Below are 18,052 nucleotides of genomic sequence, written 5' to 3'. Positions count from 1 at the left end.
TGCGGGCGCACCGCCTTTGTCAGGTGGATCAGGCCAGCGCCTTGGACGCAAGCCAGAACAGGCAGGCCGACAGTGCGACAGTGGCGGGCAGGGTCAGAACCCAGGCCAGCAGAATCGTACGCACAGTGCCGCCTTGCAGGCCGCTGCGGTTGGCAACCATGGTTCCGGCAACACCCGACGACAGAATGTGGGTGGTCGAAACAGGCAGGCTGAAGATGTTGGCCATACCGATGGCGCAGGCTGTGGTGATCTGGGCCGACATGCCTTGGGCGTAAGTCATGCCCTGCTTGCCGATCTTCTCGCCAATGGTCAGTACCACGCGCTTCCAGCCAACCATGGTGCCGATACCCAGCGCCAGTGCCACGGCCAGGATTACCCAGAACGGTGCGTATTCGGTCGTACCGGTCAGGTCCTTGCGCAGTTTTTCCAGGTCGGATTTTTCACGAGCGCCCAGGTGCGGCAGCTTGCCGACCTTGCGTGCAGTGTCATCCAGGCACAGCAGGTAACGGCGCACTTCGATGCGTTGTTCCGCAGACAGCGAGTGGTAATCGGCAACGCCCTTCAGGGTGTCGAGCAGTGCGTCGATGGTCGGCTCGGTCTGCTCCGGATTACAGGCGGAGCTGGACGGCAGGTCACCCTTGAGGGATTTGCCCATGGCCAGGTATTCGCCCAGCGTGCTGCTGTTGCGCTGATAGAACTGGCTCAGGTGCAGGGTTGCATCCCGTGTACGTTCGATCTGGTAGGTCGTGCTGTTGAGGTCCAGAACGAACTGGCTTGGCACGATACCGATCAATACCAGCATGATCAGGCCGATGCCTTTCTGGCCATCGTTGGAGCCGTGTACAAAGCTCACGGCCATGGCCGAGATGACCAGCACCAGACGGTTCCAGAACGGCGGGTGCTTCTTGTCGTCGATCTTGCGGCGCTGCTCAGGCGTCTTGTGCATCTTGGACAGTGGGCGCCACCATTTGAGAGCGACGAGCACCAGGCCTGCGATCAGGAAACCGGCCAGTGGCGAGAACACCAGCGAGGCGCCGATATCCATTGCTTTCTGCCAGTTGACGCCATCGCTCAACGGGATGTCGTTGATCAGGGCGTTGGCCAGGCCCACACCCAGGATCGAGCCGATCAGCGTATGGGAGCTCGATGCCGGAATCCCGAAGTACCACGTACCCAGGTTCCAGGCGATCGCCGCGGCCAGCAGCGAGAACACCATCGCCAGCCCGTGTCCGGTATTGACGTTGATCAGCATTTCCACCGGAAGCAGGTGGACGATGGCATAGGCCACGCCGACACCGCCCAGCAGGACGCCTAGGAAGTTGAAGACACCCGAGAAGAACACGGCCAGATGAGGCGGCATTGCCTTGGTGTAAATGACTGTCGCCACCGCGTTGGCGGTGTCATGAAAGCCGTTGATGAACTCGAACGTTAGGACGAATGCCAGGGCGAGCAACAGGCTCACTAACACCCAAGCATCTAGCCCGCTGAATAAATCGATCATGTAGGTTTTCTGACCCGGTCTGAAGGGGGCGCGATTATGACAGAAAAAATACGGATCGACTTGCCAGCCGCTGATTGGTATCGCTTAAAGTCAAAAAAAAGGCATGACGGGGGTGCCCGGTTGATCGCTCAAATGGGACGGTGACGCCTTTGCTGCCAGCATTCTCAAGGCCTGTGCGAACGGTTGAGGCCGTTCAGACCCTGGAGTTTGTCATGTTTCTTCTTTCAGGCCTTTTTCCATTTTCTGCAGCTCTTCTTTGAAAGCCTGATCCAGCAGGCTGGCTCTTTTACGCCAGGGCTTGCGTTCGGGTTCGGGCTGCGCGGCGTAGGTGGTGACTTCCCCGCCGTAGACATCCTTGTAACGTTGTTCCTGGCGCTCAAGTTCCGCGCGCAGTTCATCTTTAGTCACTGAGTTACCTGATCTAAGTCAATTGAGTCTGGTGATAACGCTGAGCACGCAAAAGTGTTCGCTCGTGTGAGCTGACCGGCGAAATACATTCGTGGCTGTCTGGCCACGCAGGGCTTCCGGCTTTTTCACAAGGCCTTTGACACGTTGCTGCTCGCGGCTACGGGCACCAGAAAAAACAGCTGTCGTAGCGACATTCGTTTTTTGGGTTAAGCACTAGGGCTGACATTGACTGGTCCTTGCGCCGAAAAACTAACTGCATGTTGCGCAGGAGGGCAAGGTATCGCCAATCAAGTGATCAATACTATCTCCAAGAAGTACAGCCTCGTCAACTATAGGCGTTGTCCGGCTGCCGGGAGATTTCATGAATAATGTTTTTTTTGTGAGACTCTTCCGAAGTTTTGGTGGGTAATGAATATGACAGAACTTTCATCATCCAAAGTCCGGCATCTACAGACAGAATACTGACGACAAAATTCAAATGAAATTCGGCAGGGCGATTAATCGGCAATCATCGGAGGGTGCGTCAGAATGTCGCAGTTTTGATTGCCCTAATGAAAACGGCCTTGCTTCGTGGGCAAGGCCGCTGCCATGGACTTCTTAGTGGGTACCTGACCAGGATTTTCCAAGAAGTCACTTCATGGCAGACGTAAAGGTATAAGTATATTTGCGATGGGTCAATTGCGATTATCGGCCATTGGTTCGATAATCGCACAAGCCGGGTTTCTCGAAGCATCCTTAAAAAGGGCTGAAGCCAGCGGTTTACAAGGCCTGAGAGCTGTTACAGAGGTGTTGGCAATGAATGATGAACTGCGTAATTCTTTTGCATCACTGGCACCGCCCATCGTGGCTTCGCCTGCAAAGCGTATCCAGGCGCTGACAGGCGACCCCGATTTCATGACCTCGCTGGCACGTGGCCTGGCCGTGATTCATGCCTTTCAGGAGCGCAAGCGACATCTGACCATTGCCCAGATCAGCCACCGCACTGAAATTCCCCGGGCGGCGGTTCGTCGTTGCCTGCACACCCTGATCAAACTCGGTTATGCGACGACGGACGGTCGAACCTATTCCTTATTACCCAAGGTTCTTACCTTGGGGCACGCCTATCTGTCTTCGACGCCGCTGGCGGTTTCTTCCCAGCCTTATCTGGACCGTATGAGCGATATGTTGCACGAGGCCTGCAACATGGCGACCCTCGAAGGCGACGACATTCTTTATATTGCCCGCTCGGCGACCACTCAGCGGCTTATCTCCGTCGACCTTTCGGTCGGTGGTCGGCTGCCGGCCTATTGCACATCCATGGGGCGCATCCTGCTGGCGGCACTGGACGATGTGTCGCTGCGTGAATATCTGGATCATGTGGATTTGCAGCCCAAGACCAGCCGCACCATTCGCACCACCGAAGCGTTGCTGGAGTGTCTGCAACTGGTTCGTCAGCAAGGCTGGTGCATCGTTGACCAGGAACTGGAGCAGGGGCTGCGCTCGATTGCCGTGCCTGTCTATGACGCATCGGGTCAGGTCCTGGCCGCGCTGAATGTCAGTACCAGCGCCGGGCGCGTGGCCCGCAGCGAACTGGAGCAGCGATTCCTGCCGATCATGCTCGATGCGAGTCGGGATCTGAGCACACAGCTGTTTACCTGACGGGCGGAACAGCCTCTTTTTAATGCGTTCGATTATCGAACGATTAGTCGATTATCGGATTGTTTGCGCTCGTGCTCAGGCATAACCTCATTTTCATTGCGGCGCTCTTCGCGCCGGTCATTGAATGTGATGTTGGGTTCGGGAGCACCTCATGGCTGAAATTCTTTCTCTACGCGATGCAGTGAAGCAACTGGTCAACGATGGCGATACGGTCGCACTTGAAGGCTTCACGCATCTGATCCCCACGGCGGCAGGCCATGAAATCATTCGTCAGGGCAAAAAAGACCTGACGCTGGTGCGCATGACGCCGGATCTGATCTACGACCAATTGATTGGTGCCGGTTGTGCGAAACGGCTGATTTTTTCGTGGGGCGGCAATCCGGGTGTGGGCTCTCTGCATCGCTTGCGGGACGCCGTCGAAAAACAGTGGCCCCATTCCATTGAGATCGAAGAGCACAGCCATGCCGACCTGGCCAACGCTTATGTAGCCGGTGCCTCGGGTTTGCCGTTCGCGGTGCTGCGCGCCTATGCCGGCTCGGACCTGCCCAAGGTCAACCCGCTGATCAAGACCGTGACCTGCCCGTTTACCGGTGAAGTGCTGGCTGCCGTGCCTTCGGTGCGCCCGGATGTCACGGTGATTCATGCCCAGAAAGCCGACCGCAAGGGCAACGTGCTGCTGTGGGGGATTCTCGGCGCACAAAAAGAGGCGGCATTGGCTGCCAAGCGCTGCATCGTGACGGTCGAGGAAATCGTCGACGACCTCAAGGCGCCGATGAACTCCTGCGTCTTGCCGACCTGGGCCTTGAGCGCGGTCTGCCTGGTGCCCGGCGGCGCGCATCCGTCCTACGCCCATGGCTACTACGAACGTGACAACCCTTTCTATCAGGCCTGGGACCCGATTGCCCGGGATCGCGAAACCTTCAGCGCGTGGATTGCCGAATACATTCATGGCACAGCGGATTTCAGTGAGTTCCAGAGCAAGTTGGCCAGTGCTGCGGAGGCAAAATAATGACTTACACCACCAGTGAAATGATGACCATCGCCGCCGCTCGTCGCTTGCGCAATGGAGCGGTCTGCTTCGTCGGCATCGGCCTGCCATCCAAGGCGGCGAATCTGGCGCGCCTGACCTCTTCGCCGGATGTGGTTCTGATCTACGAATCGGGTCCGATTGGTGCCAAACCCACGGTACTGCCGCTGTCCATTGGCGACGGTGAGCTGGCTGAAACCGCCGACACCGTGGTCGCGACCAGTGAAATCTTCCGCTACTGGCTGCAAGGCGGGCGTGTGGATGTGGGCTTTCTGGGCGCGGCTCAGGTCGACCGTTTCGGCAATATCAACACCACGGTGGTGGGCGATTACCACAACCCGAAAGTCCGTTTGCCGGGTGCCGGTGGTGCGCCGGAAATTGCCGGTTCTGCCAAGTCGGTGCTGATCATCCTCAAGCAGTCGGCCCGTTCGTTCGTCAACAAACTCGACTTCGTGACTTCGGTCGGACATGGCGAAGGCGGCGACTCGCGCAAGCGTCTCGGCCTGCCGGGTGCCGGGCCGGTGGGGATCATCACGGACCTGTGCATCATGGAGCCGGAAGCCGGGACCAACGAGTTTGTCGTGACCGCTCTGCATCCGGGCGTGACCCGTGAGCAGGTCATCGCGGCCACCGGCTGGGAAATCCGCTTTGCCGAGCAGGTCGTTTACTCCGAAGAGCCCACTGATGTGGAACTCAACGCCCTGCGTGAGCTGGAAGCACGGACTGCGGCGGCTCATGGTCAGGTTGCAGGAGAAGCATGATGCGTGACGTCTTTATCTGCGATGCAATCCGTACCCCCATCGGGCGTTTTGGCGGCGGCTTGTCTTCGGTACGCGCCGACGACCTGGCGGCGGTGCCGATCAAGGCCTTGATGGAGCGCAATCCGTCAGTGAGCTGGGACGAAGTGGACGAAGTATTCCTCGGCTGCGCCAACCAGGCCGGGGAGGACAACCGCAACGTTGCGCGCATGGCCGCTCTGCTGGCCGGCCTGCCGCCGAGCATTCCCGGCGTGACCCTCAATCGCCTGTGCGCTTCGGGCATGGACGCCATTGGCACCGCCTTCCGGGCCATTGCTGCGGGCGAAATGGAGCTGGCAATTGCCGGTGGGGTCGAGTCGATGTCCCGCGCGCCGTTTGTCATGGGCAAGGCCGATGCCGCTTTCTCGCGCAACATGAAGCTGGAAGACACCACCATCGGCTGGCGCTTCGTCAACCCGGCCATGAAGGCGGCGTACGGCGTCGACTCCATGCCTGAAACCGCCGACAACGTGGCGGATGACTTCAAGATTTCTCGAGCCGATCAGGACGCTTTCGCCCTGCGCAGCCAGCAGCGCACTGCCGCTGCCCAGGCTGCGGGCTTTTTCGAGGAAGAGATCGTGCCGGTGCGGGTCGCTCACAAGAAGGGTGAAACCGTTGTCGACAAGGATGAGCACCCTCGTGCCGATACCAGCCTGGAAACCCTGGGCAGGCTCAAGCCGGTCAATGGCCCTGAAAAAACCGTTACCGCTGGCAATGCATCGGGGGTCAATGACGGCGCGGCAGCCTTGATCCTGGCTTCGGCTGAAGCGGTCAAGAAACATGGCCTGACCCCTCGGGCACGGATTCTGGGGATGGCCAGCGCCGGTGTTGCACCACGAGTGATGGGCATTGGTCCGGTCCCGGCGGTGCGCAAACTGGTCGAGCGGCTGGGGTTGGCGGTTTCCGACTTCGATGTCATCGAGCTCAACGAAGCCTTCGCCAGCCAGGGGCTTGCGGTATTGCGTGAGCTGGGGCTCGCCGACGATGCGCCTCAGGTCAACCCCAACGGTGGCGCGATTGCCTTGGGCCACCCGCTTGGCATGAGCGGCGCAAGGCTGGTGTTGACGGCCTTGCACCACCTGGAAAAGACCGGTGGCCGCAAAGGCCTGGCGACCATGTGCGTGGGAGTGGGGCAGGGGTTGGCATTGGCAATCGAGGTGTAGCCACTCTCTTTTGTGCAGGCTGTGTGGGAGCGAATTCATTCGCGAACAGCCCCTTTCGCGAATGAATTCGCTCCCACTGGGTGTTTCAAGGTGGTTGTACTTGCTGAGGTTGAGTGTTACAGATTGTTTCTAAGTCGCCTGATCAGGATGGGAACAATGACAACGACAAATACAACTCACACCCCTTACACCGGCGAAGAGCGCAGCAAGCGTATCTTCGCCATCGTGGGCGCCTCTTCCGGCAATCTTGTCGAGTGGTTCGACTTCTATATCTACGCCTTCTGCGCCATTTACTTCGCTCCGGCGTTTTTTCCTTCCGATGATCCGACAGTCCAGTTGCTCAATACCGCCGGGGTGTTCGCGGCCGGGTTCTTGATGCGCCCGATTGGCGGTTGGCTGTTCGGACGTGTGGCCGACAAGCATGGCCGCAAGAACTCCATGCTGATTTCGGTCACCATGATGTGCGCCGGCTCGCTGATCATTGCCTGCCTGCCGACCTATGCGTCGATTGGCGCCTGGGCTCCGGCGCTGTTGCTGATGGCGCGTCTGCTGCAAGGGTTGTCGGTGGGCGGTGAGTACGGCACCACGGCCACTTACATGAGCGAAGTCGCCTTGCGCGGCAAGCGTGGTTTCTATGCATCCTTCCAATACGTGACCCTGATTGGCGGGCAGTTGCTGGCGGTGCTGACGGTGGTGATCCTGCAGCAATTTCTCACCACTGAAGAGTTGCGCGATTACGGCTGGCGTATCCCGTTCGTGATCGGTGCCTGTGCCGCAGTGATTGCCTTGCTGCTGCGCCGCACCCTCGATGAAACCACCACGGCCGAAAGTCGCCAGGACAAGGACGCCGGCAGCATTGCGGCGCTGTTCAAGCATCACAAGGCGGCCTTCATTACAGTGCTGGGATACACCGCCGGTGGTTCGCTGATTTTCTACACCTTCACCACTTACATGCAGAAGTACCTGGTCAACACGGGCGGCATGGAGCCCAAGACCGCCAGTTACATCATGACCGGTGCGCTGTTTCTGTACATGTGTATGCAGCCGTTCTTCGGCATGCTGGCGGACAGGATCGGGCGGCGTAACTCGATGCTGTGGTTCGGCGCGCTGGGCGCCTTGTGTACCGTGCCGATCCTGATGACCCTCAAGAGCAACACCAGCCCGTTCTTTGCCTTTGTGCTGATTACCCTGGCGCTGGCGATTGTCAGTTTCTACACCTCCATCAGTGGTCTGGTAAAAGCCGAGATGTTCCCGCCACAGGTGCGGGCGCTGGGTGTCGGTCTGGCTTATGCGGTCGCCAACGCGGTGTTTGGCGGTTCGGCTGAATACGTTGCCCTGAGCTTGAAGAGCAACGGCATGGAAAACACCTTCTATTGGTACGTGACGGCCATGATGGTCGTGGCTTTCCTGTTCAGCCTGCGCTTGCCGAAGCAGCCTGCGTATCTGCATCACGATCACTGATCGCGTTTTTCGGGCACAAAAAAACCACCTGTTACGGTGGTTTTTTTGTGAAGGCCGATCAGAACAACTGGACTGACGGTTTCTCTTTGGCAATCGGTTGCGCACTGCTGGTCTGCTCGTACCAGCCGCCACCGAGGGCCTTGTACAGGTTGACCTCGCTGGTGAGCTGGGACAGGCGATCAGTGATCAGCGTCTGTTGCGCGCTGAACAGCGAGCGCTGTGCGTCGAGGAACGTCAGGTTGCTGTCGATCCCGATGCGATAGCGACGCTCGGCAAGACGGTAGTAGTCCTGGTTGGCCGTGACGAAATCACGCTGGGCCTGGAGCTGCTCGTTATAGGTCTTGCGCGAGGCCAGGCCGTCGGAGACTTCCTGGAACGCGGTCTGAATCGCCTTCTCGTAGTTGGCGACGTTGATTTCCTTCTGGATCTTGGAGTAATCCAGGCTGGCACGCAGGTTACCGGCGTTGAAGATCGGCAGGTTGATGCTTGGCTGGAACAGCCAGGTCCCCGAACCGCCCTTGAACAGACCCGACAGGTCAGGGCTGGCCGTACCGGCATTGGCCGTCAGTGTGATGCTCGGGAAGAACGCGGCGCGTGCTGCTCCGATGTTGGCATTGGCTGCCATCAGGTTATGTTCGGCCTGCAGGATATCCGGGCGGCGTTGCAGCAGGTCGGACGGCAGACCAACCGGCATTTCGGTCAGCAGGTCGGCAGACAGTGGCTGCGCTTCTGGAAGGTTGTCAGGCAGGGCAGAGCCCAACAGCAGGGTCAGGTTGTTCTGATCCTGTGCAACCAGTCGTTGGTACTGGGCCAGTCTGGCCTTGGCACTTTCAACCGAGGTACGCGACTGGCTCAGGTCCAGTGCCGAAGCGACACCCACTTCATTGCTGCGCGAAGTCAGGCGATAGCTTTCCTCGTAGGTCTTGAGGGTTTCCTGCGTCAGCTTGAGCAGTTCCTTGTCGGCCTGCCAGGTCAGGTAAGCGTTGGCGACGTTGGCCACCAGGCTGATCTGGGTGCTGCGGCGCGCTTCTTCACTGGCGAAGTAAGTCTGCAAGGCCTGATCGCTGAGGCTGCGCACACGACCGAACAGGTCCAGCTCATAGGAGCTGATACCCAGGTTGGCCGAGTAGGAGCTGGTGATGCCGGCCTGACCACTGGTGGACATGTCGGCTGGCACACGCTGGCGTGAGCCCGTGGCATTGGCCGATACGGCCGGGAACAGGTCGGAGCGCTGGATGCGGTATTGCGCACGGTAAGCGTCGATGTTCAGTGCCGCGACCCGCAGGTCACGGTTGTTGACCAGTGCCGTCTGGATCAGCTGTTGCAGTGCCGGGTCACGGAAGAACTGACGCCAGCCCTGCTCGGCGGCAGCTCTTTCGGCGTTTTCGGCCGGCAGGTAGGCAGGACCTTGCGGGTACTGCGCTGCAACCGGTGATTCCGGCTGCTTGTACTCGGGAATCAGGGAGCAGCCGCTGAGAATGAATGCGGTAACTGCCAGAGAAATCAGGGACTTGCTCATTGGCCAGCCTCATCGTGAGAGATAGGTTTCTGCTTGCTCTTGAAGAGCGCCGATATCGATACGAAAAACAGTGGCACCCAGAAGATGGCCAGGACGACAGCGGTGATCATACCGCCAATGACGCCTGTACCAATCGAGTGTTGGCTGCCCGAGCCTGCGCCCGTGGAGATTGTCAGTGGGACAACACCCAGGATGAAGGCCATGGAGGTCATGATGATCGGACGCAGGCGCATCCGGCAAGCCTCAATTGCAGCGTCAGTCAGGGTTTTCCCCTGCTCGTGGAGTTCCTTGGCGAACTCCACGATGAGGATGGCGTTTTTCGCCGCCAGACCGACGGTCACCAGCAAACCTACCTGGAAGAACACGTCGTTCGACAGGCCGCGCATGCTGGTTGCGATCAACGCACCGATGACGCCCAGTGGAACCACTAGCATGACCGCGATCGGGATCGACCAGCTTTCATACAGGGCTGCCAGACAGAGGAAGACCACCAGCAGGGAAAGAGCATACAGCGCAGGTGCCTGCGACCCGGACAGACGTTCCTCGTAGGACAGACCTGTCCAGGAGATGCCGATGCCTGGTGGCAGTTTCTTCGCCAGTGCTTCTACTTCGGCCATGGCCTCGCCGGTACTGTAGCCCGGAGCCGGTGTACCGAGGACTTCCTCTGCCGCCACGCCGTTGTAGCGCGACAATTTAGGCGAACCGTAGACCCACTTGCCGCTGGCGAATGCCGAGAACGGCACCATCTCGCCAGCGCTGTTGCGCACATACCATTTGTTCAGGTCTTCCGGTGTCATGCGGGCGCCCGAGTCGCCTTGCAGGTACACCTTCTTCACACGACCACGGTCGATGAAGTCGTTGACGTAGCGACCACCCAGAGCGATGGACAGGGTGTTGTTGATGTCCGACAGCGTAATGCCGAGGGCACTGGCGCGTTCGTCGTCGATCAGCAACTGGTATTGCGGTTCATCGTTCAGGCCGTTGGGGCGTACGCCTGCGAGCACCTTGCTCTGGGACGCCATGCCCAGGAACTGGTTGCGGGCTTCCATGAGTTTTTCATGGCCTACGCCACCCTGATCCTGCAGGTAAACGTCGAAACCGGTGGCGTTACCCAGCTCCAGAACCGACGGAGGTACTACGGCGAACACCATCGCATCGCGGAAGCTGAAGAAGTGTGCCTGGGCACGCTTGGCCAGTTCGAAGACGCTGTTTTCAGCCGAACGCTCATCCCATGGCTTGAGCATCACGAAGGCGATGGCCGAGCTCTGGCCGCGACCGGCGAAGTTGAAACCGTTGACCGAGAACACCGACCTGACGGCCCCGCTTTCCTTGGTCAGCAGGTAGTCGCGCATCTTGTCGATGACTTGCTGCGTACGCTCCGACGACGAACCGGCAGGCGTCTGGATCTGGGCGAAGATGACGCCCTGGTCTTCTTCAGGCAGGAACGCGGCCGGAATGCGGGTGAACATCCAGATCATGCCTGCGCAGATCAGGATATAGCCCAGGTAGGCGGGGGCTTTATGCTTGAGCATATTGCCCACACCGCGCTCGTAGCTCACGACGCTGCGGTCGAAGTTGCGGTTGAACCAGCCGAAGAAGCCACGCTTGGGTTGGCCATGCTTCTCGTGGTCGATAGGCTTGAGCATCGTGGCGCAAAGGGCAGGGGTGAAGATCAGGGCTACCACCACCGAGAGCGCCATCGCCGAAACGATGGTGATCGAGAACTGTTTGTAGATCACCCCGGTGGAGCCACCGAAGAACGCCATTGGCAGCAGAACCGCCGACAGAACCAGTGCAATACCCACCAATGCGCCCTGGATCTGCTCCATGGACTTGATGGTGGCTTGCCTTGGCGACAGTTTTTCTTCTGCCATGACCCGTTCGACGTTTTCCACCACGACAATGGCGTCGTCCACCAACAGGCCGATGGCCAGGATCATGCCGAACATGGTCAGGGTGTTGATGGTGAAGCCGAAGGCCGCCAGGATGCCGAAAGTACCCAGCAATACCACCGGGACGGTCAGTGTGGTGATGACCGTGGCGCGGAAGTTCTGCAGGAACAGGTACATCACCAGGAACACCAGGACAATCGCTTCGCCCAGAGTGTGAACAACCCCGGAAATCGACTCGCTGACCACTGGAGTGGTGTCATACGGGTAAACGACTTTCATGCCTGGCGGGAAGAACGGCTCAAGCGAGGAAATCGTCGAGCGGATTGCCTTGGCAGTATCCAGGGCGTTGGCACCTGGAGCCAGTTTGATCGCCAGACCGGAAGCCGGTTTGCCGTTGTACTGGGAGTCGACGCTGTAGTTCTCCGCGCCCAGACCTACGGTGCCGACATCCTTGACCCGTACCTGGGAACCGTCGCTGTTGACCTTCAGCAGAATATTGCCGAACTGCTCGGCGGTCTGCAGGCGGGTCTTGCCGATGATGGTGGCGTTCAGTTGCTGGCCGCCAATGGCGGGCAGGCCGCCCAGTTGACCGGAAGACACCTGAACGTTCTGGGCGGTGATTGCGTTGCTGACATCAACCGGCGTGAGCTGGAAGTTGTTCAGTTTGGCCGGATCGAGCCAGATACGCATGGCGTACTGGGCACCGAACACTTGGAAGTCACCCACACCGGAGGTCCGGGAGATCGGGTCCTGCATGTTCGACACGATGTAGTTGGCCAGGTCTTCCTTGCCCATGCTGCCATCTTCGGACACCAGACCGATCACCATCAGGAAGTTTTTCACTGCCTTGGTGACACGAATACCCTGCTGCTGCACTTCCTGAGGTAACAGCGGTGTGGCCAGGTTCAGTTTGTTCTGGACCTGGACCTGCGCTGTATCCGGGTTGGTACCCTGGTTGAACGTCGCAGTGATGGTCATGCTGCCGTCGGAGTTACTTTCCGAGCTGACATAACGCAGGTTGTCGATACCGTTGAGCTGTTGCTCGATGACCTGCACCACAGTGTCCTGCACGGTCTGTGCAGAGGCACCCGGGTAGGTTACCTGGATCGCGATGGCTGGCGGCGCGATGCTTGGGTACTGGTTGATCGGCAGGCTGAGGATCGACAGGGTGCCGATCAGCATGATCACCAGAGCGATTACCCAGGCGAAAATCGGGCGATCGATAAAGAATTTCGACATGGGTTACTCCCCTTTGCTGCCTGCGGCTTTTTCAGTGGCCGGGGCAGGCGCCGGGTTTGCTCCTTTGACGTTGGTCGCTTCTGCAACTTTCACTTCAGCGCCCGGCTTGACGTACTGCAGGCCTTCGGTGATGACACGGTCGCCGGCGTTCAGGCCTTCTTCGATCAGCCATTCGCTGCCCACGGTACGTTTGGCAACCAGGGTACGCAGTTCAACCTTGTTGTCCTTGTTGACGATCAGGGCCGTTGGCGTGCCTTTCTGGTCGCGGGTCACACCTTGTTGCGGCGCGAGAATGGCCTGGGCGCTGACACCGGCCTGCAACTGGGCGTGAACGAACATGCCTGGCAGCAGACGATGCTCCGGGTTCGGGAAGACAGCGCGCAGGGTTACGGAACCTGTGCCCTGATCAACCGAGACTTCAGAGAATTCCAGTTTCCCTTCCAGCGGATAGACACTGGAGTCTTCCAGAGTCAGCTTGACCTTGGCGGCGTTGTCGCCTGCCTTCTGCAATTTGCCGCTTTCGAGGTCGGAGCGCAGCTTGAGCATGTTGGCCGAGGACTGCACCACGTCGACGTAGATCGGGTCGAGTTGCTGGATGGTAGCCATGGCTTCTGTCTGGGCACTGCTGACCAGCGCGCCTTCGGTCACTGCGGAGCGACCGATGCGACCGGAGATCGGCGCCAGCACCTTGGTGTAGCGCAGGTTGATCTGGGCGGTCTGCAGAGCAGCCTGGGCTTCCTGGCTGGAGGCCACGGCCGTGTCGTATTCCTGACGGCTCACCGCTTGCTCGTTCACCAGTTGCTTGTAGCGATCCGCCAGGGATCTGGCCGACTGCAAAGTGGCATGGGCGCTGGTGGCGGTTGCTTCATAGAGTGACGGGTCGATCTGGTACAGCTGTTGGCCGGCTTTTACATCGCCACCTTCAGTGAACAGGCGCTTGAGAATGATGCCGTTGACCTGTGGGCGTACTTCGGCCACACGGAAGGCGGTGGTCCGGCCAGGAAGCTCTGTGGTCAGTGCATAAGGCTGGGCTTTGAGGGTTACGACACCGACCTGAGGGATCTGAGCCGGCGGTGCCGCCTCTTCCTTCTTACTACAGCCACTGAGCAGTGTTGCCAGGGCGACGGCAGTGACCAGAACGGTAACAGCTGGCTTGAATTGCATGAAGATCCTCGGGGCAGGAGCCTGTTTACGCAAGGGAGTTGGAAATGTAAAAAAATATTTCGGCTAGATAAGTAGCATGCTAAGGAATATACTTACATTCACGGTTGTTTGTAAACATCTTCTTACCTGCTCAGATGCCGGTGATTGCAAGCTCGGGACAAGGCCAGACAAATGCCGCCCGGGCCCGTTTTCAGGTCTTGATAAACGACCCTGAAGAATTTTTTGAGGTTTATTGCCATGGTCCGCCGCACCAAAGAGGAAGCCCAGGTTACTCGCAGCCAGATTCTGCAGGCTGCCGAACAAGCCTTCTACGAGCGGGGCGTTGCCCGCACGACGCTCGCCGATATCGCGACGCTTGCTGGCGTGACGCGCGGAGCTATCTATTGGCACTTCACCAACAAGGCTGAACTGGTGCAGGCGATGCTCGACAGCCTGAAAGAACCGCTCGAGGACATGGCCCAGGCCAGCGAGGATGAGAACGAAGTGGATCCTCTGGGCTGTATGAGAAAACTGCTGATTCGTTTGTTTCATGACATTGCAGTCGATCCGAAAACCCGGCGCATCAACGAAATCCTTTTTCATAAGTGCGAGTTCACGGATGAAATGTGTGATTTTCGGCGTCAGCGTCAAGCCAACACCATTCTGTGTCATGAACGTATCCGCATCGCGTTGAGTAATGCCGTTCGCCGTGGGCAATTGCCTGCGTCACTGGACGTTACACGCGCTGCGGTCAGCCTGTTTTCCTATATCAATGGCGTCATGTATCAATGGCTGCTGGTGCCCGAAAGCTTTTCGCTGTCCGGGAGTGCCGAGCAACTCGTCGACAGTTGCATGGATATGTTGCAGTACAGCCCTGCCTTGCGGGCCTGAGTGCGAGCCTGGCCAAGCGGCAGGTCAATATAGTCCTGACCTGCACGTACAGGCCAGTATCTAACGCCAATCCTTCACGCTTTGGATAGGGTGTTTACCTATCGTTTACCTTTGCGGTATCGGCAAAGCCTTGCCAGCGCTATATAGATGCTTCGGGATGACAATCGCCTTGTAGGAGCCGAGTAGGACATTTCTTGAAGAATGTAGCTGATTTCCCAAACTGATTTCCGTGTATTGCTCCGCTCTCAAACTCCCTTCAATCTTCGTCCCTTAACAAACAAACGGGAGGGAGGTTGCATGTTTTTATTGAATCTTGCGCCCATATGCTCTGAAGTCGACAGCAACTTCACCACTATCGAAATAGCCCGTTCTGGCTGTGGCAGGAGAGCAGCCGCTCGGGTCACGGCAGAGCCTTGCATGTACGGCATGGACGCCACCCTGATCCGAAGGATCATCGGGAGGACCGGTCATGTCAGAAACCGTATCTGACCCTGTGAGGTTATTGGCCCGGCTTGGTGCCCAATCTGAACATCTGGCGGTGGATTGTTCCGAAGGCGTTCCGGTTGTCCGTCTTGGTCTGGTCACTACGCTGTATTTCAAACAGGGTCATACCCAGGAAGCCAAGCGTCGCGTCGAGGCCTGTTTCTCGCGCTTCTACAACGCCTTCAAACCGATGCTCAAATGGCAGCTCTACAACCGGATGCGGCGTCTTACCGCCTCGGGGTTTGCTTCTTGCAGACGTCAGGTTCTGCAAAGCTCGCCGGATGTGCAGTTCGTGTGGTCCATCGCCAGCGCTACCCAGGCCGAAGTCGCCACCTACAGCCTGTTTGTGATGAATACCTCCCAAGGGCAGGCCGACAATGATCGTTCCTGTCTGAAAATGGTTTTGCCCTGGTCATACCTGGCCGAGCCTGATGGCTTGAAGCGTTATGAGGACTGGATCAGGTACCTGTGCAGTGAGGTCCAGGCCGAGCACGGGTTTGGCAGTCTGGCCTGTGTGCTGCCAGGGGACGGCCATCATTACCTGCCGCTGGAGTATCAGTTTGCCCAGGAGTACCCCGGATTGATGGTCGATCCTGGCCCGCATATAGAAAGCCTGCGTCTGCTCGAACACATCAAGGGCGTCGGCTGGTACACCGTATTGGGCGAGTCATTCGTCAAGCGGCTGGGCGGTAGCGATACAGTGCGTGGCAGGTTGAGTGGCTGCAGCGATATCGTTTTCCATACCTACAGCAACGGCTTGATGATTCGTGCAGGCGCTGTGCCGCAATTGGGCAGCCGGGGAGTGGCTCCCGATGTGTACAAGGAGGTCAACAAGGTCATCAAGCCGATCCGCCTGCAGGACACCGGCTGTCTTCACCCTTATCTGGTTCCGGGCGTGGGGTTTACCAAGGAAACCACTGCGCAGTGGTACGCCCGCTTCGACGAGAAGCCTGTTCCGCCGGTCAATGCAGGCGATGCCTGCCCCAGATCCGGCTACTGGTTCAGCAATGCCAAGGTGCGTTCCCGACGCTTTTTCACTCAGGGTGAAATCATGCCTGCATTTGCCCATATCAAGGCCAGCCGAACCCAGTGGTTCTGGGCGCAGCAGGACGACTGAGCCTTATTTCCGTTCTGCGCCGCGCAGCATCTGGTTGGGCATGATCAGTGCTGTCACCAGACCCAGCAGCGAAACCGCCGCGCTGATCATCAGCAAGTGACGGAAAGTCACCGCCAGTTCTGCACGCAAGGCTTCGAGGGCCGGGCCGCTGGTGGTATTGAGGCTGTCGATCAAGGCATTGCCAGTACCGCCTTCGCCACCCAGCGAACCGGGTTCGAGCTGGCCGATCCCCGTGTCTTGCAGCATGGCCAGCAGCAGTGCCGACATCATCGCGACACCCACTGCGCCGCCCAGTGAGCGGAACAGATTGGAAGTGCTGGTCGCCACGCCAATATCCTTGATTGCCACTGCGCTTTGGCTACCCACCAGCGAAGTGGGGAACTGCATGCCACTGGCAATGCCGGTCAGGACCATGAACAGACTGGTGAGCAGGATCGAGTGCGCGGGAGTGAACGCCATTCCCAGAATGGCGATGGGCATGAGTACTGCGCCGGCCAGGATCAGGGGCTTGTACTGGCCGGTCACGGCGGTCCTTCGACCTGCGCAATAGGCGCCGATGGGAATCCCCATCGCCAATGGCAGCAGGTGCAGGGCTGCACTGTCGGCACCGCCGCCGGTCACGGTCTGGTAACGCATCGGCATCAGCACGATCAGCGAGATGGCCTGGAAGCTGGTAAAGAACACGGCGCTCCAGCACAACACGGCGCTGCGATTGGCAAACAGGTGCATGGGCAGCAGCGGTTCCTGCACCTTGCGTTCGTACCAGGCAAACAGTGACAGCGTGAACAGGGCGATACCCAGCATGATCAGAATCCGGGGATTGCCCAGGCCGTGGCCCTGACCGATTTCGGTGATGCCCAGCAACAGGCTGGTCAGGCCGATGATCATCAGCACTGTCCCCAGGTAATCGATGACCGGTTTGCGTTGCGGCACGGGCAGGCCATTCAGGGAGCGATAAGCCACGACCAGTGCCAGCAGGCCCAGAGGAAGGTTGATCAGAAATACCCACCGCCAGGACAGGTATTCGGTCATCAGCCCGCCCAATACCGGCCCGGCCACGCTGGCCACGGCATACATGCTGCTGAAATAACCCTGATAACGTCCCCGTTCGCGAGGCGGGACGATGTCGGCGACAATGGCCTGGCTGACCGATACCATGCCGCCAGCGCCTATCCCTTGAAGCACCCGTGCCAGCACCAGTTGTTCCATGCTTTGGGCGAACCCGCAAAACAGCGATGCCAGGGTAAACAGCCCAAGACCGAACAGCATCAGCCTGCGGCGTCCATACAAGTCCCCCAGCTTGCCGTAGATGGGCACGGCAACGGTCAGCGCCACCATATAGGCAGCGATCACCCAGGCCAGCAGGCCGATATCCTTGAATTGAGCGGAGATCGCCGGCATCGAGACGGCCACGATCGTCTGATCCAGAGCACTGAGAAATACGGCCATCATCAGTGCGGATAAGATGCTGCGGATCTTTACAGTAGTGTGCGCAAGACTGGTCAAGGTAAACCTGAAAGCCGGGAGGGAAATTTGACCAGTCTAGTCCGATAGCCTGCTAATCGATAGCTGACTTTGTTTAAGCGCGGCTGTCATCGCAACGCGCTGAGCGTCGCAGAGGTCGGCACACAATGACCAAAGCTGCAGGCCGCAACCTTGGGCGTCTGGCGAGCCATCTCAATACGATAAGCACCCACCGCGTACATACCGACCACTGCGAGTACACCCAATACAGCCATGCATTTTTTTATTTTTACGTTCATGGTGCATTCC

Annotated in this window: 14 protein-coding genes; 7 read left to right on the top strand and 7 right to left on the bottom strand. The window is 58.6% G+C overall.

Annotation, left to right across the window (positions count from 1 at the left end; all coding sequences use genetic code 11):
• Nucleotides 1-28 precede the first annotated feature (28 nt).
• Nucleotides 29-1,501: an inorganic phosphate transporter gene (locus KQP88_RS19480; protein ID WP_216703940.1), complete on the bottom strand. Its 1,473-nt coding sequence runs from the start codon at nt 1,499-1,501 to the stop codon at nt 29-31.
• Nucleotides 1,502-1,711: 210 nt separating this feature from the next.
• On the bottom strand, nt 1,712-1,909 hold the full coding sequence (locus KQP88_RS19475) for a hypothetical protein (protein ID WP_025261633.1): 198 nt from the start codon (nt 1,907-1,909) through the stop codon (nt 1,712-1,714).
• A gap of 795 nt (nt 1,910-2,704) precedes the next feature.
• On the opposite strand from KQP88_RS19475, the gene pcaR reads away from it, so the two are divergent.
• From pcaR to KQP88_RS19450, 5 genes are all read left to right on the top strand, one after another.
• The gene (gene pcaR / locus KQP88_RS19470) at nt 2,705-3,547 is read left to right on the top strand and encodes a pca regulon transcriptional regulator PcaR (protein WP_025261632.1); all 843 of its coding nucleotides are present in this window, start codon (nt 2,705-2,707) and stop codon (nt 3,545-3,547) included.
• Between the two features lie 151 nt (nt 3,548-3,698).
• A complete protein-coding gene (locus KQP88_RS19465; protein ID WP_200992859.1) occupies nt 3,699-4,556 on the top strand; it encodes a CoA transferase subunit A in 858 nt (285 codons plus the stop codon).
• On the top strand, nt 4,556-5,335 hold the full coding sequence (locus tag KQP88_RS19460) for a CoA-transferase subunit beta (RefSeq protein WP_232924482.1): 780 nt from the start codon (nt 4,556-4,558) through the stop codon (nt 5,333-5,335). Before KQP88_RS19465 ends, KQP88_RS19460 begins: the two co-directional genes overlap by 1 nt.
• A complete protein-coding gene (gene pcaF / locus KQP88_RS19455) occupies nt 5,332-6,534 on the top strand; it encodes a 3-oxoadipyl-CoA thiolase (protein ID WP_216703939.1) in 1,203 nt (400 codons plus the stop codon). Before KQP88_RS19460 ends, pcaF begins: the two co-directional genes overlap by 4 nt.
• Before the next feature lie 156 nt (nt 6,535-6,690).
• A complete protein-coding gene (locus KQP88_RS19450; RefSeq protein WP_216703938.1) occupies nt 6,691-7,995 on the top strand; it encodes an MFS family transporter in 1,305 nt (434 codons plus the stop codon).
• Between the two features lie 58 nt (nt 7,996-8,053).
• On the opposite strand, the gene KQP88_RS19445 is transcribed toward KQP88_RS19450, so the two are convergent.
• From KQP88_RS19445 to KQP88_RS19435, 3 genes are read right to left on the bottom strand one after another with little or no spacing between them, the layout of a single operon-like run.
• On the bottom strand, nt 8,054-9,514 hold the full coding sequence (locus KQP88_RS19445) for an AdeC/AdeK/OprM family multidrug efflux complex outer membrane factor (protein WP_200992856.1): 1,461 nt from the start codon (nt 9,512-9,514) through the stop codon (nt 8,054-8,056).
• Nucleotides 9,511-12,645 (bottom strand): efflux RND transporter permease subunit, encoded by a 3,135-nt coding sequence (locus KQP88_RS19440; RefSeq protein WP_200992855.1) that lies wholly within the window; start codon nt 12,643-12,645, stop codon nt 9,511-9,513. The genes KQP88_RS19445 and KQP88_RS19440 overlap by 4 nt, the downstream gene beginning before the upstream one ends.
• Before the next feature lie 3 nt (nt 12,646-12,648).
• On the bottom strand, nt 12,649-13,809 hold the full coding sequence (locus KQP88_RS19435) for an efflux RND transporter periplasmic adaptor subunit (RefSeq protein ID WP_216703937.1): 1,161 nt from the start codon (nt 13,807-13,809) through the stop codon (nt 12,649-12,651).
• Nucleotides 13,810-14,046: 237 nt separating this feature from the next.
• Here KQP88_RS19435 and KQP88_RS19430 point away from each other — a divergent pair, with 237 nt between their 5' ends.
• Together KQP88_RS19430 and KQP88_RS19425 are read left to right on the top strand one after the other, a co-directional pair.
• Complete coding sequence (locus KQP88_RS19430) at nt 14,047-14,679, top strand: TetR family transcriptional regulator (protein ID WP_200992853.1); 633 nt, start codon at nt 14,047-14,049, stop codon at nt 14,677-14,679.
• 469 nt (nt 14,680-15,148) lie between these two features.
• Nucleotides 15,149-16,279, top strand: coding sequence for a DUF3396 domain-containing protein (locus tag KQP88_RS19425; RefSeq protein WP_200992852.1), 1,131 nt, complete (start codon nt 15,149-15,151; stop codon nt 16,277-16,279).
• A gap of 3 nt (nt 16,280-16,282) precedes the next feature.
• On the opposite strand, the gene KQP88_RS19420 is transcribed toward KQP88_RS19425, so the two are convergent.
• Nucleotides 16,283-17,731 carry an MDR family MFS transporter gene (locus tag KQP88_RS19420; protein ID WP_253950619.1) on the bottom strand — a complete coding sequence of 483 codons (1,449 nt, stop codon included), beginning with the start codon at nt 17,729-17,731 and terminating at the stop codon, nt 16,283-16,285.
• 140 nt (nt 17,732-17,871) lie between these two features.
• Nucleotides 17,872-18,042, bottom strand: a complete 171-nt coding sequence (locus KQP88_RS19415; protein WP_198726088.1) for a hypothetical protein — start codon at nt 18,040-18,042, stop codon at nt 17,872-17,874.
• Nucleotides 18,043-18,052: the final 10 nt, after the last annotated feature.

It is taken from the genome of Pseudomonas lijiangensis, assembly GCF_018968705.1.
In the GTDB taxonomy this organism is placed as follows: domain Bacteria; phylum Pseudomonadota; class Gammaproteobacteria; order Pseudomonadales; family Pseudomonadaceae; genus Aquipseudomonas; species Aquipseudomonas lijiangensis.
The sequence above is the reverse complement of the archived record's forward strand: the minus strand, read 5'-3'. Positions and strand labels throughout refer to the sequence as shown.

What these genes read in the sequence shown, in the direction of transcription:
- KQP88_RS19425 (WP_200992852.1), top strand. Translation starts at nt 15,149, where the DNA reads ATGTCAGAAACCGTATCTGACCCTGTGAGGTTATTGGCCCGGCTTGGT.
- KQP88_RS19435 (WP_216703937.1), bottom strand. Translation starts at nt 13,809, where the DNA reads ATGCAATTCAAGCCAGCTGTTACCGTTCTGGTCACTGCCGTCGCCCTG.
- KQP88_RS19450 (WP_216703938.1), top strand. Translation starts at nt 6,691, where the DNA reads ATGACAACGACAAATACAACTCACACCCCTTACACCGGCGAAGAGCGC.
- KQP88_RS19415 (WP_198726088.1), bottom strand. Translation starts at nt 18,042, where the DNA reads ATGAACGTAAAAATAAAAAAATGCATGGCTGTATTGGGTGTACTCGCA.
- pcaR (WP_025261632.1), top strand. Translation starts at nt 2,705, where the DNA reads ATGAATGATGAACTGCGTAATTCTTTTGCATCACTGGCACCGCCCATC.
- KQP88_RS19430 (WP_200992853.1), top strand. Translation starts at nt 14,047, where the DNA reads ATGGTCCGCCGCACCAAAGAGGAAGCCCAGGTTACTCGCAGCCAGATT.
- KQP88_RS19460 (WP_232924482.1), top strand. Translation starts at nt 4,556, where the DNA reads ATGACTTACACCACCAGTGAAATGATGACCATCGCCGCCGCTCGTCGC.
- KQP88_RS19465 (WP_200992859.1), top strand. Translation starts at nt 3,699, where the DNA reads ATGGCTGAAATTCTTTCTCTACGCGATGCAGTGAAGCAACTGGTCAAC.
- KQP88_RS19440 (WP_200992855.1), bottom strand. Translation starts at nt 12,645, where the DNA reads ATGTCGAAATTCTTTATCGATCGCCCGATTTTCGCCTGGGTAATCGCT.
- KQP88_RS19445 (WP_200992856.1), bottom strand. Translation starts at nt 9,514, where the DNA reads ATGAGCAAGTCCCTGATTTCTCTGGCAGTTACCGCATTCATTCTCAGC.
- KQP88_RS19480 (WP_216703940.1), bottom strand. Translation starts at nt 1,501, where the DNA reads ATGATCGATTTATTCAGCGGGCTAGATGCTTGGGTGTTAGTGAGCCTG.
- KQP88_RS19420 (WP_253950619.1), bottom strand. Translation starts at nt 17,731, where the DNA reads ATGATGGCCGTATTTCTCAGTGCTCTGGATCAGACGATCGTGGCCGTC.
- pcaF (WP_216703939.1), top strand. Translation starts at nt 5,332, where the DNA reads ATGATGCGTGACGTCTTTATCTGCGATGCAATCCGTACCCCCATCGGG.